This is a genomic window from Pseudogemmobacter blasticus, assembly GCF_003071405.1.
Lineage (GTDB): Bacteria > Pseudomonadota > Alphaproteobacteria > Rhodobacterales > Rhodobacteraceae > Pseudogemmobacter > Pseudogemmobacter blasticus.
In genome coordinates, this window is record NZ_CP020470.1 from 3,393,039 (window position 1) to 3,404,560 (window position 11,522).

14 protein-coding genes are annotated in these 11,522 nt (G+C 66.2%); 11 read left to right on the forward strand and 3 right to left on the reverse strand.

The genetic code is table 11. From position 1 onward, the window contains the following. Positions 1 to 28: 28 nt before the first annotated feature. Both B6K69_RS16515 and B6K69_RS16520 read right to left on the reverse strand, forming a co-directional pair. Positions 29 to 706 carry a P-loop NTPase family protein gene (locus B6K69_RS16515; protein WP_108644577.1) on the reverse strand — a complete coding sequence of 226 codons (678 nt, stop codon included), beginning with the start codon at positions 704 to 706 and terminating at the stop codon, positions 29 to 31. Further along, a complete protein-coding gene (locus B6K69_RS16520) occupies positions 703 to 1,803 on the reverse strand; it encodes an AI-2E family transporter (RefSeq protein WP_108644578.1) in 1,101 nt (366 codons plus the stop codon). The genes B6K69_RS16515 and B6K69_RS16520 overlap by 4 nt, the downstream gene beginning before the upstream one ends. 242 nt (positions 1,804 to 2,045) lie before the next feature. Here B6K69_RS16520 and B6K69_RS16525 point away from each other — a divergent pair, with 242 nt between their 5' ends. The 7 genes from B6K69_RS16525 to trhA all read left to right on the forward strand — a co-directional run bounded on the left by B6K69_RS16525 (position 2,046) and on the right by trhA (position 7,452). Continuing rightward, complete coding sequence (locus tag B6K69_RS16525; protein ID WP_107672071.1) at positions 2,046 to 2,309, forward strand: PepSY domain-containing protein; 264 nt, start codon at positions 2,046 to 2,048, stop codon at positions 2,307 to 2,309. Positions 2,310 to 2,313: 4 nt separating this feature from the next. Beyond that, positions 2,314 to 2,973 carry a cytochrome b/b6 domain-containing protein gene (locus B6K69_RS16530; protein ID WP_108644579.1) on the forward strand — a complete coding sequence of 220 codons (660 nt, stop codon included), beginning with the start codon at positions 2,314 to 2,316 and terminating at the stop codon, positions 2,971 to 2,973. Further along, positions 2,970 to 3,488 (forward strand): helix-turn-helix transcriptional regulator, encoded by a 519-nt coding sequence (locus B6K69_RS16535; RefSeq protein WP_108644580.1) that lies wholly within the window; start codon positions 2,970 to 2,972, stop codon positions 3,486 to 3,488. Before B6K69_RS16530 ends, B6K69_RS16535 begins: the two co-directional genes overlap by 4 nt. An 87-nt stretch (positions 3,489 to 3,575) precedes the next feature. Then, entirely contained in the window at positions 3,576 to 4,916 is a 1,341-nt protein-coding gene (proS, locus tag B6K69_RS16540) for a proline--tRNA ligase (RefSeq protein WP_108644581.1), read from the forward strand. A 33-nt stretch (positions 4,917 to 4,949) separates the two neighbouring features. Next, complete coding sequence (locus tag B6K69_RS16545) at positions 4,950 to 5,441, forward strand: DUF2937 family protein (protein ID WP_108644582.1); 492 nt, start codon at positions 4,950 to 4,952, stop codon at positions 5,439 to 5,441. 86 nt (positions 5,442 to 5,527) lie between these two features. Continuing rightward, positions 5,528 to 6,679, forward strand: coding sequence for a cytochrome-c peroxidase (locus tag B6K69_RS16550; RefSeq protein ID WP_206340526.1), 1,152 nt, complete (start codon positions 5,528 to 5,530; stop codon positions 6,677 to 6,679). Between the two features lie 110 nt (positions 6,680 to 6,789). After that, positions 6,790 to 7,452, forward strand: a complete 663-nt coding sequence (trhA, locus tag B6K69_RS16555; protein WP_108644584.1) for a PAQR family membrane homeostasis protein TrhA — start codon at positions 6,790 to 6,792, stop codon at positions 7,450 to 7,452. A 51-nt stretch (positions 7,453 to 7,503) separates the two neighbouring features. Here the strand turns inward: trhA and B6K69_RS16560 are convergent, their stop codons facing one another. After that, on the reverse strand, positions 7,504 to 7,773 hold the full coding sequence (locus B6K69_RS16560; RefSeq protein ID WP_107672064.1) for a hypothetical protein: 270 nt from the start codon (positions 7,771 to 7,773) through the stop codon (positions 7,504 to 7,506). A 185-nt stretch (positions 7,774 to 7,958) separates the two neighbouring features. On the opposite strand from B6K69_RS16560, the gene B6K69_RS16565 reads away from it, so the two are divergent. The 4 genes from B6K69_RS16565 (at position 7,959) to B6K69_RS16580 (ending at position 11,514) form a co-directional block, all read left to right on the forward strand. Then, positions 7,959 to 9,245 (forward strand): lipoprotein-releasing ABC transporter permease subunit, encoded by a 1,287-nt coding sequence (locus B6K69_RS16565; protein WP_108644981.1) that lies wholly within the window; start codon positions 7,959 to 7,961, stop codon positions 9,243 to 9,245. After that, a complete protein-coding gene (locus tag B6K69_RS16570) occupies positions 9,238 to 9,918 on the forward strand; it encodes an ABC transporter ATP-binding protein (protein ID WP_107672063.1) in 681 nt (226 codons plus the stop codon). The genes B6K69_RS16565 and B6K69_RS16570 overlap by 8 nt, the downstream gene beginning before the upstream one ends. 4 nt (positions 9,919 to 9,922) lie before the next feature. Continuing rightward, a complete protein-coding gene (locus B6K69_RS16575; protein WP_108644585.1) occupies positions 9,923 to 10,318 on the forward strand; it encodes a c-type cytochrome in 396 nt (131 codons plus the stop codon). 242 nt (positions 10,319 to 10,560) lie between these two features. Continuing rightward, positions 10,561 to 11,514, forward strand: coding sequence for a lysylphosphatidylglycerol synthase domain-containing protein (locus B6K69_RS16580; RefSeq protein WP_206340527.1), 954 nt, complete (start codon positions 10,561 to 10,563; stop codon positions 11,512 to 11,514). Positions 11,515 to 11,522 lie beyond the last annotated feature (8 nt).

An 11,522-nucleotide genomic window follows, 5' to 3' on the forward strand; every position in this document is an offset into this window, starting at 1 on the left:
GCCGAAGTGACAGTATGATGACACTGTTTCACTCAGGCGGGTCGCTGTCCAGAATTTCGGCGGCAAGCCGGGGGGTTATGGCGCGGCCTTCGGCCAGGGCCCGCGCATCCAGTTCCGCGACCAGCGCGCGGGCGGCGCCGATGGAGCGCGGCATCCGCGCCACCAGCCAGGGGATCAGTACCGGGTTCACCGCAAGCTGACGGTCGGCGAACAGCTTGACCAGCACGGCGGACAAAAGCGCGTCATCGGGCGGATCAAGCCGCACCAGCGGCATCGCCTGCAACCGCGACAGCAGGTCGGGCAGGCCCAGCCCCCAGTCGCGCGGCGGGGCGGCGGCCGTCACCAGCAGCGCGCCGCTGCCCGCCAGCAGGTTGTGCAGGTGGAAGAGGGCGGTTTCCGCCGCCGCATCGCCGGCCAGCCGGTCGGCATCCTCAACCGCAACGGCGCCGCTGGCGGCCAGCGTTGGCAGGTCGGCCCCGGCCAGCGCGGGCGCGGCGATCACGGCCGCCTGTGCCCCGGCCGCCCAGATCGCGGTCAGATGTGACTTGCCCGCGCCCTGCGGCCCGACCAGCAGCAACCGCCCGCCGGGCCAGTCCCGCCAGCGGTCGATCTGTGCCAGCGCCAGCACATTCGCGGGCGATGGCACGAAATCCTCGCGCCGCAGGTTCTGTTGCGGCGGCAGGTCAAAGGTCAGTTGCCGTGTCACCCCTGGCCAACCTCTTTCGTGTCGTCCGTGTCCGTCACGGTCAGCCCGGCATGGCCCTGATACAGCAGGCTGGACTGATACTGCCCGATGGCAAAGCGGGTCAGCACCCCGATGGCGGCGGCGACCGGCACCGCGACCAGCATCCCGACAAAGCCGAACACAGTGCCGAAGGCCGACAGCGCGAAGATCAGCCAGACGGGGTGCAGCCCGACCGAACGGCCCACCAGTTTGGGCGTCAGGATATTGCCCTCGATGAACTGGCCGGCGGCGAAGATCCCGGCGACGGCGGCGATGTGCAGCCATTCGCCCCAGAACTGATACAGCGCCAGCCCGATGGCCAGCGCGCCGCCGATGAGGCTGCCGATATAGGGGATGAAGGTGATCGCGCCGGCAATGGCGCCCACCACCAGCCCGAATTGCAGCCCCGCCAGCATCAGCGCCACGGCATAGAAGGTGCCCAGCAACATGCAGACAGATACCTGCCCGCGCACGAAGCCGGCCAGCACCGCGTCGATCTCGCGCGCAAGCTGGCGCACCACGGGCGCGTGGTCGCGCGGCAGCATGGCGTCGATCCGCGCGATCATGTGGTCCCAGTCAAGCAGCAGGTAGAAGGCCACCACCGGCACGACCACGATGAACACCACGATCGAGATCACCCCCATCGCAGAGGAAATCACGCCGTCCACCATCTCCAGCCCCTTAGACTGGATCGCCGCGCCGATATTGGCCAGCGTCTGCCGCACGGTCGATGTGGAATCGGCCAGTTCGGGGAAGTGTTCCAGCAGGAAGGCCTGCATCCGGCGGGTCATTTCGGGGGCGGAATTCACCAGCGCGGTCAACTGGTTTACCAGTGTCGGGATGATCGCCAGCACCAGCAGGATCACCGCCAGCACGCCGATCAGCGAGATCACGGCCGTGGCCGCGGTGCGGCTCAGGCCCAGGCGTTCCAGCCGGTCGGCCACCGGGTCCAGGAAATAGGCGATGGCTCCGCCCACCAGGAAGGGCAGGATCACATCACCCAGGAACCACAGCAGCAGAAGGAACACCACCGCAGCGATGCCCCAGTATCGGGCCTGATCCCGCATCGGAAGCGCCATGTTCTGCCCATACCCCTGATCAACCCTTTCGATTCAGATGGCAGAGCAGGGGCCACTTCGCAAGGGCAGCGCCGAAAAGGCGGTTTTTCGCCGTCAGCCGGCGCTTAGGCGGGCAGGGATAAACGCCCTGCAGATCGACGCCGCCCCAAACGGGCCGCAGACAGGCGGCAACCGGGGTGCCAAAACCCCCTGCATCGCCGGTTCACTGAAACCCGAACTGACCTGATCGAAAGGTTCTCCACATGACCCGTACACTTCTGATCGCGCTTGCGCTTGCCGCTTCGCCGCTGGCTGCGCTGGCCGCCCCCGCCGTGGGCGACATTGTCGGCACCACCCCCGAGGCCGCGACGGCCGCGCTCAAGGAAAAGGGCTGCGAGGTGAAGTCCTTTGAAGCCGAAGACGGCAAGATCGAGGCCAAATGCGCCGATGCCGAAGGCAAGGTGAGCGAAGTCTATATCGACCCCGCTTCCGGCGCGATTACCAAGATCGGCGGCGAAGAGGGCTGATCGGATGGTTGCCCCCCTTGAGTCTCCGTTCTCTCGCGCCCGCATTGCACCCAGCCTGTGGGACCCGGTGATCCGCATTTCCCATTGGGGCCTTGCCCTTGTGGTTCTGTGCAATGCGATCCTGACCGAGGGGGGCAGCACCCTGCACGTTCTGGCCGGCTGGATCGGCATCGGCCTGCTCGCCTTGCGTCTTCTGTGGGGCATTATCGGCCCGCAGGAGGCGCGGTTTTCGGCCTTTCCCCCCAACCCGATGGCCGCGCTGCGCCATCTGCGGCAGTTGGCGCAGGGCCGGCCCGATGAATACGGTTCGCACAACCCCGCAGGGGCGATGATGGCCTATGTCCTTTGGGCCCTTCTGGCGGTGGTGATCGCCACCGGCCTTGTGATGACTGGCGGCCGCACGCCCATGCAGGTGGCCGCCGATCAGGCGGCGGTTGCATCGGGCGACTGGTCGGCACTGGTCAAGCCGGGCGAAACCGGCGATGATGAGGGCGAGAACGAAGGCTGGAAAGATGCCGCGGAAGAGGTGCATGAAGTGGCTGCGAACCTGATCCTGTTCCTTGTGCTGCTGCATGTTGCAGGCGTGGCCCTTGAATCGCGCGCCATGGGCCGCAATCTGGTGCGGCCGATGCTGACCGGAAGCGACAAAGATCGGCGCAAATGACGGGACGCACCCCGCAAGAGGCGCGGCGGCGTCAGACCGCCGCGCTGGTTGCCTTCCTGCTGGTCCAGACGCTGGCCGTCGTCTTCTTCATCGGCGATGTGATCGGCGACCTGCGCGAAGACCCGCAGTCGATCCACTTCATCTTCGAGGCGCTGGTGACCGGCGCGCTGACGCTGGGGGTGGTCTTCGGTGCGCTGGCCCTGCGCCGCACCATTGATCTTCTGCGGGCGCAGGAGGCCGCGCTGGACGTGGCCCGCGGTGCGCTGTCCGAGGTGATCGAGGCGCAGTTCGCCGCCTGGGGCCTGACACCCGCCGAACGCGATGTGGGCCTTCTGGCCCTGAAAGGGCTGGACGTGGCCGAGATCGCCGAGGTTCGCGGCGCCGCCCAGGGCACGGTGCGCGCGCAGTTGACCCGGATCTATTCCAAGGCCGGCGTGTCAGGTCGCGCACAGTTCGCCGCCTATTTCGTGGAAGACCTGATGGGGCAGGGGCTGAAGGCCCAGACCCGGGCCTGAGCCCGGCCTGCACCGCTTCGCCGCCTTGCCCGAAGGGCCGCTTCCGGCTAGGAAACGGGCAACCCATCCTTACAAGGTCGCCTCAAGATGCGTCTGACCCGATACTTCCTGCCCGTTCTCAAGGAAAACCCCGCCGAGGCGCAGATTGTCTCGCACCGCTACATGCTGCGCGCGGGCATGATCAAGCAGCAGGCGGCAGGCATCTATTCCTGGCTGCCGCTGGGCCTGCGCGTGCTGCGCCGGATCGAAGAGATCGTGAACCAGGAACAGATCCGCGCCGGCCACATTCCGCTGCTGATGCCCACGCTGCAACCGGCAGACCTGTGGCGCGAAAGCGGCCGCTATGATGATTACGGTCAGGAAATGCTGCGCATCACCGACCGGCAGAAGCGCGAGATGCTTTATGGCCCCACCAACGAGGAGATGATCACCGACATCTTCCGGGCCCATGTGAACAGCTACAAGGATCTGCCGCTGACGCTGTACCACATCCAGTGGAAGTTCCGCGACGAGATGCGCCCCCGTTTCGGCGTGATGCGCGGGCGCGAGTTCCTGATGAAGGACGGCTACAACTTCGACATCGACCGCGATGCCGCGCTGCACGCCTATAACCGCCACATGGTCAGCTACCTGCGCACCTATGAACGCATGGGTCTGACCGCCATTCCGATGCGCGCCGCCAGCGGCCCGATCGGCGGCGACAACACCCATGAATTCCTGGTGCTGGCCAGCACCGGCGAATCCGAAGTGTTCTACGATGACCGTGTGACCGGGCTGAAGCTGGGCGCCCGCGAGATCGACTATGACGACCGCGAGGCGGTGGCAAAGGTCTGCGAGGAGTTTACCACCCTTTACGCCCGCACCGACGAAACCCATGATGCCGCCGTCTTCGACGCCGTGCCCGAAGCGCATCGCAAGGTGGGCCGGGGCATCGAGGTGGGGCAGATCTTCTACTTCGGCACCAAATATTCCGCCGCGATGGGCGCCTTGGTCGTGAACGACAAGGGCGAGCGGGTGCCGGTCGAGATGGGCAGCCACGGCATTGGCGTCAGCCGCCTGCTGGGCGCCATCATCGAAGCCAGCCATGACGACAAGGGCATCATCTGGCCCGAAGGCGTGACGCCCTTCCCGGTGGGGATCGTCAACCTCAAGCAGGGCGATGCGGCGGCGGATGCGGCTTGCGAGGGGCTGGAAAAGGCGCTGCTGGCCCGCGGGCTGGAACCGCTTTACGATGACCGCGACGAACGCGCCGGGGCCAAGTTCGCCACGATGGACCTGATCGGTCTGCCCTGGCGCATCACCGTCGGCCCGCGCGGGCTGGCCAATGGCGTGGTCGAACTGACCAGCCGCCGCACCGGCGAAAGCGAAGAGATGTCGCCCGAAGCGGCGGTAGAGCGTCTGGTGCAGATCTACGCCGCGCACCCCTGACGGGCGCGCGGCCCCGACAACGGGGAGAAGCGGATGATCGGACGTGCGCTTGTGCTGGCCGGCGGAATTGCGGGGGCGGGAACGCTGTCGCAATTCCCCGAGTTTTCGCAGCAATACCTGCAACGTCTGGCGGGGCAGGTCGATACGCTTGACCGGATCGAGGCCGACTTCGACCGTTCGGCGGCGAAATCCGGCCTCAGCCGTGATGCCGCGCTTGAGGCGCTGGGAACCACCGGCTTTTCCGGCCAACATGCCCGCGATCTGCGCGCCACCTTTGCCCGGGCCGAAGGCTTGCGCAACGATCTGGCCATCCTGCGGTTGGCTGGCCCCTATGAACGGCTGATGATGCCGCACCGTCTGGCCGATCCGGCGCTGGTGCAGGCGACCTGGGCCGATTTCGCCCCGGCCCTGCCGCTGACAACCGAAGGCGCGGTCTGTGCCGGCATCGGCTTCGGTCTTGGCTGGGGCGGTCTTGTAGCCCTGCTGGCGCTGCTGTCCGCGCAGTTCCGCCGCCGCACCGCCTGACCCGGGCGCAATGTCGCGGCTTGCCCGCTGGACCTGACTAAATCTGTCAACTATGACGGATGTCAGAAAGCGACGGAGATTTCGCGATGGCGCGCAGCGTTTGGTGTCTGGCCCTGGCCCTGATGGCGCAGGGGGCGGCGGCGGAAGAGGCCGCCCCTTATCCTGATCTGGCAAGCTGGGGCGAGGCGCTGTTCTTCGACGTGAACCTGTCGCAGAACCGCACGCAGGCTTGCGCCACCTGCCACGACCCGGCCACGGGATTTGCCGACCCGCGCGAAACCGTGCTGGGCCATGCCATTTCTCTGGGCGACGATGGCGCCAGCCTGGGCGACCGCAACGCGCCGACGGCATCTTACGCGGGCTTCTCGCCCCCCTTCGGGCGCGATGCCAAGGGCGCCTGGGTCGGCGGGCAGTTTCTGGATGGCCGCGCCGCGACCCTGGCCGATCAGGCCAAGGGGCCGCCGCTGAACCCGCTGGAAATGGGCCTGCCCGATGTGGCCACGGCCGCCGCCCGCCTGCGCGAGAACCCGCAATATGTGGCCACGCTGGCGGCGCTGTTCCCGCAGGCCCCCGCCAGTGACGAGGCATTCTTCGATGCCATGGCGCAGGCGATTGCCGCCTATGAGGCCACCCCGGAATTCGCGCCCTTCGACAGCAAGTATGATCGTTTCCTGCGCGGGGAAGCCAAGCTGACCGATCAGGAAGAACTGGGCCGGGTGCTGTTCTTTTCCAACCAGTTCACCAACTGCAACCAGTGCCACCAGTTGAAACCGCAAGGCGGGGCCGAGGGCGAGACCTTCACCAACTACGCCTATCACAACATCGGCGTGCCCGAGAACACGGCGGTTCGCGCAGGCAATGGCACGGCGCCTGGCACCGTGGATGCCGGGCTTGCCGCAAACCCCGCCGTGGCCGGGGCCGCGACAGAGCGCGGCAAGTTCAAGGTGCCAACCCTGCGCAACGTGGCCGTGACCGGCCCCTATATGCACAACGGGGTGTTTGCCGACCTGCGCACGGTGATCCTGTTCTACAACACTTACAACACCACCGTGCCGGCTCGGAAGATCAACCCCGAAACCGGCCAGCTCTTCGCCGCCCCCGAGGTGCCCGAGACCCTGTCGCTGACCGAACTGGAATCCGGCCCCGCGCTGGATGACCAGCGGATCGACGCGCTGGTCGCGTTTCTGAACACACTGACCGACGCGCGGTACGAGCCGCTTTTGCAGTCCGCACCCTGAGAAAAGCTCGGCCTCAGCGGCTTGACCCCGCGTCATGCGGCCTTTGGCCGGATTGACCCGGACGGAAGGAATGCCATGTTTGGCGGAACCCCCCCGCCAGCCGGACCGACATGCCGCATACCCCGCCCAACCCCAGCCTGTTGTCGCGCAAGGTCTCGACCGCCGAGATCCTGGCGGACGGAATCGTTCATGCGCTGGCGATTCTGGCCGGGCTGATCGCCTTTCCGCTGCTTCTGGGTCATGCGCTGGGTTCGGTCGGGACGGGGGTCTTTGCGGCGCTGACGGTCTATGCGGCCGGGTTCTTCCTGATGTGGGGCTTTTCCATGGCCTACAACATGACCCCGCCAAGCGCGCTGAAATGGCTGCTGCGCCGGTTCGACCATTCCGCGATCTATGTGATGATCGCAGGCACCTATACCGCCGTGATCGCGCAGCTTGATCATATGGGCTGGTCCATCGGCCTGGGAACCGCCATCTGGGGGTTGGCCGCGGTGGGGGTGGTGATCAAGCTGGTGCTGCCGGGCCGCTATGACCGCGCCGCCGTGGTGGCCTATGTCGCGCTGGGCTGGCTGGGGGTGATCGCGATCGGGCCGCTGGTGGCTGCCTTGCCGGCGGCGTCGCTGTGGCTGCTGCTGGCCGGGGGCATGACCTATATCGCCGGTATCTTCTTCTACGCCTGGTCCAGCCTGCGCTTCCAGCAGGCGCTGTGGCATCTGTTCGTGGCCATTGCCGCGGGTCTGCATTTCGCGGCGATTGCGGTGACGGTGGCCTGAGGTTGCAAACGGGCGGCCGAAATATGGCCGCCCGCCGTAGTCTGTATGACCTTACTTGGTCAGTTCGGCCATCATGTCGTCAATGGCCTTGCAGGTGCCGCTCAGATCATCGCCGCCGGCCTGAACCTTGGTGACCAGTTCCTGCATCTTCGGCGCAAGGGCGGCCAGCTTGGTCGGGTCCTGGGTGCCGACTTCGGTGATCTTGGCCGACAGGTCGGCGGCCTTCTTCTGCGCCACTTCCTGGGTGCAGGATTCCTTGTCGTCACAAGCCGACAGGAAGGCCGCGGCGGTAAGAGCGGCGAGAAGGGGAAGAATACGCATTCGCGTCTCCTGAATGGTTAAAATACATGCACGCGGCCCCGCAAGGTCACGCTTGCGGCTGTGCTTATGTCCCAAGCCGTGATTCTGCGCCATGGGAGAATTCGCGGGAATGTGACCCCGCCTCGGGCTTCCTTGACCTTTGGGTCCGAAGCCGTCACCTTCGCGGCCAAAAGAAAGCGGGCATGATGGCGGGCAGGACGGCACCTTTCAGCAGATTCGAATGGATGATCGCCTGGCGCTATCTGCGCGCCCGGCGGGCCGAGGGCGGGGTCAGCGTGATGACCTGGATTTCGCTGATCGGCATCACGCTGGCGGTCTTTGCGCTGATCGTGACACTGGCCGTGCGCGCCGGCTTCCGGGCCGAATTCGTGGACACGATCCTGGGCGCAAACGCGCATGTCACCGTCTATACGACCGACCGGATGGACGATCAGGGACAGTGGCTGAAAGGCTTTTCCGATTATGACGCGCTGTCGAAGACGCTGGCGGACGTGCCCGGCGTGACCCGCGCCGCCCCGCTGATCAAGGGGCAGGTCATGGTGACCGATGGCGAGCGGACGAATGGCGCCGAAGTGTTCGGCATCGCCCCCGCCGATCTGGAAGCGATCCCGCGCGTTGGCAAGGGCGCGAACGCGGTTGGCGATCTGGCGCGGTTTTCCGAAGGCATCGCCATGGGGTCGGTTCTGGCGCGCGAACTGGGCGTGACCGTCGGCGACCGGGTCCGGATCATCTCGCCCTCGGGCGTGAAGACCGCCTTCGGATCAAGCCCGCGCGTGAACGCCTATGAGGTGGTCTATGTCTTCACCGCCGGCCGCTACGACATCGACAAGACCCGCATCTACATGCCCTTCACCGAGGCGCAGTCCTTCTTCAACCGCGAAGGCTTTGCCGACGAGATCGAGGTGATGGTGGCTGACCCCGACCATATCGAGGCCATGTCCCTGCCCATCCTGAACGCCGCCGGTCCGGCCGCCCTGATCTGGACCTGGAAGGACAGCGCCGGCTCTTTCCTGCGCGCGCTGGACATCGAGGACAACGTGATGTTCGTGATCCTGTCGATCCTCGTGCTGATCGCGGCGATGAACATCGTTTCCGGCCTGATCATGCTGGTCAAGAACAAGGGGCGCGACATCGGCATCCTGCGCACCATGGGCCTGACCGAAGGCAGCATCCTGCGGGTGTTCTTCATCTGCGGCGCCTTTACCGGGGTGATCGGCACGGTCTGCGGCGTGGTGCTGGGCTGCCTGTTCGCGCTGAACATCGACACGATCATGGCAGCGCTGAACAGCCTGAGCGGGGCCGAGGTCTGGGACCCGTCCATCCGCGGCATCTATGCGCTTCCGGCCAAACTACAACTGAACGATGTTGCTTCGGCCGTGGCGCTGTCGCTGGGCCTGTCTTTCGTGGTGACCCTGTTCCCGGCCCGCCGCGCGGCCCGGATGAACCCGGTGGAGGCGCTGCGCTATGAGTGACGCGCTGGTTCTGGAAGGTCTGGAAAAGGGCTACAACCGCGGCAAGCCCTCCGAGGTGCTGGTGCTGCGCGGGGCCTCATTGCAGGTGGCCGCGGGCGAGGTGGTGGCGCTGGTGGCGCCTTCAGGGGCGGGGAAATCCACGCTGCTGCACATCGCGGGGCTGCTGGACACGCCGGATTCCGGCCGGGTGCTGCATGGGGGCCGTGAAATGACCGGCCTTGGCGACAAAGCCCGGACCGAGGCGCGGCGGGCCGAGGTGGGGTTCATCTACCAGTTCCACCACCTGCTGCCCGAGTTTTCCGCGCTGGAAAATGTGGTGATCCCGCAACTGGCCAATGGTGTGCCCAAGGCCGAGGCCGAGGCGCGCGGGATGGATTTGCTGGGCCGCGTCGGCGTGGCGGCCCGCTCCGGGCACCGGCCTGCGGCGCTGTCGGGGGGCGAACAGCAGCGGGTGGCCTTCTGCCGTGCGCTGGCCAATGCGCCGAAACTGTTGCTTGCGGATGAACCGACGGGCAATCTGGACCCGGGCACCAGCGAGCAGGTTTTCGCGGCGCTGATGGAGTTGGTGCGGGCGACAGGGATGGCCGCGCTGATCGCGACCCACAACCTGGAGCTTGCGGCGCGGATGGATCGCGTCGTGCGGCTGGATCAGGGCCGCGTGGTCGGGGGATGAGACGATGAAACGCATGATACTGGCAATGGCGGCGCTGTGGCTTGCGGCCTGCGTGCCGCAGGAGAAACCCACCGGGGCCGAGGATTTCGCGGCCTTCTGTTCGTCGTGCCATGGCGCAGGGGGCAAGGGCGATGGCCCGATGGCCGCCGATCTGGAACACAAGCCCGCCGACCTGACCGGCCTCAGCCGCCGCAATGGCGGCACCTTCCCCAAGCTGCGGGTGATGGCCAAGATCTGGGGCTATACCGGCGGCAAGAACGGGGCGGCGATCATGCCGAACTTCGGCCCGCTGCTGGACAGCCCGCTGGTGCCCTATGATTCCGGTGACGGCATCCAAAGCCCGACGCCCGAACGGCTGGTGCAACTGGCCGAATATGTGGAAACCTTGCAGAAGAAATGATGTCCCATGATGGGGGACGGCACCGCCACAACGATTTCAAGGGGTTGCGTGCCAGATTGGACTTTTTGTAAGATTTCGGGGCGGGGGGCGGTGACGTTCCCGCCCGCGCGCCCCCCGCAGCCCGTCTGCGGCATAGGGCGCACATTCGCGCGACAAGGCGGATTTTTCCCGTCACATGGTTGCCTGTCGGCGGGTTTGCCCGTCCTATCCGCCCGCAGGCAGGCACCCCAGAAGGAGGCACCTTGGCAGGCGCTGAAATGAAACCGAAGTCGTGGAAGATGTTCGTCTGGCCGATGATCGGCGCGGTGGCCATCGGTGTCTCGTTCTGGCTTTTGAGCAAGGAATTGCGGGGCCTGTCCTGGCCCGCCCTCTGGGCCGGGATCGAGGCGCTGAACCTCTGGCACTGGTCGATGATCGTGCTGTGCACGGCCGGCTGCTATGTCACGCTGACCATGTATGACCAGGTCGCGCTGGCGCATCTGGGCAAGCGGGTGAATGTGGTCTTCGTCGGGCTGTGCGCGCTGACCACCTATTCGCTGTCGCATACCATCGGGGCCTCGGCCTTTACCGGGGCGGTGGTGCGTTATCGCGCCTATACCTCAAAGGGCCTGACGGGGGCCGAGGTGGGGATTCTGGTCACCTTCTGCTCGCTGACCTTCAGCCTGGGCGTGATGATCCTTCTGGCGCTGGCCTTCCTGATTGATCCGGGGCTTGAGGCGCGCTTTGCCGGGGCGCTGTCGCCGTCTGTGGTGCGCTGGCTGGCGGTCGGGGTGCTGGGGGTGATTGTGCTCTATCTGGTCTTCAGCGCGCTGGGCCTGCCGCCGCTGCGGATTCGCGGCTTCTCGGTGGCCTATCCGCGGCTGTCCATCGCGTTGCGCCAGATCACCGTCGCCCCGATCGAGACGCTTTTCGCCGCCGGGATCGTCTATTTTGCTCTGCCCGAGGTCGGCAACCCGGGCTTCGTGGTGGTTGCCGGCGTCTTCGTGGTGTCCTTCTCGCTGGCGCTGCTGTCCCACGCGCCGGGGGGGCTGGGGGTGTTCGAACTGGCCATGCTGACCGGCCTGCCCGAGTTTTCCAACGAAAGCGTGCTGGCGGCGCTGATCGTGTTCCGGCTGTTCTACCTGATCTTCCCGCTGATCCTGGGCCTTGTGACCGTCGCCGTGTTCGAGCACCGGCAGATCAAGGCGGGACGGTAGGGGGGCCG

What these genes read in the sequence shown, in the direction of transcription:
- B6K69_RS16525 (WP_107672071.1), top strand. Translation starts at nt 2,046, where the DNA reads ATGACCCGTACACTTCTGATCGCGCTTGCGCTTGCCGCTTCGCCGCTG.
- B6K69_RS16570 (WP_107672063.1), top strand. Translation starts at nt 9,238, where the DNA reads ATGAGTGACGCGCTGGTTCTGGAAGGTCTGGAAAAGGGCTACAACCGC.
- B6K69_RS16530 (WP_108644579.1), top strand. Translation starts at nt 2,314, where the DNA reads ATGGTTGCCCCCCTTGAGTCTCCGTTCTCTCGCGCCCGCATTGCACCC.
- B6K69_RS16565 (WP_108644981.1), top strand. Translation starts at nt 7,959, where the DNA reads ATGGCGGGCAGGACGGCACCTTTCAGCAGATTCGAATGGATGATCGCC.
- B6K69_RS16550 (WP_206340526.1), top strand. Translation starts at nt 5,528, where the DNA reads ATGGCGCGCAGCGTTTGGTGTCTGGCCCTGGCCCTGATGGCGCAGGGG.
- B6K69_RS16545 (WP_108644582.1), top strand. Translation starts at nt 4,950, where the DNA reads ATGATCGGACGTGCGCTTGTGCTGGCCGGCGGAATTGCGGGGGCGGGA.
- B6K69_RS16520 (WP_108644578.1), bottom strand. Translation starts at nt 1,803, where the DNA reads ATGGCGCTTCCGATGCGGGATCAGGCCCGATACTGGGGCATCGCTGCG.
- B6K69_RS16535 (WP_108644580.1), top strand. Translation starts at nt 2,970, where the DNA reads ATGACGGGACGCACCCCGCAAGAGGCGCGGCGGCGTCAGACCGCCGCG.
- B6K69_RS16575 (WP_108644585.1), top strand. Translation starts at nt 9,923, where the DNA reads ATGAAACGCATGATACTGGCAATGGCGGCGCTGTGGCTTGCGGCCTGC.
- proS (WP_108644581.1), top strand. Translation starts at nt 3,576, where the DNA reads ATGCGTCTGACCCGATACTTCCTGCCCGTTCTCAAGGAAAACCCCGCC.
- B6K69_RS16560 (WP_107672064.1), bottom strand. Translation starts at nt 7,773, where the DNA reads ATGCGTATTCTTCCCCTTCTCGCCGCTCTTACCGCCGCGGCCTTCCTG.
- trhA (WP_108644584.1), top strand. Translation starts at nt 6,790, where the DNA reads ATGCCGCATACCCCGCCCAACCCCAGCCTGTTGTCGCGCAAGGTCTCG.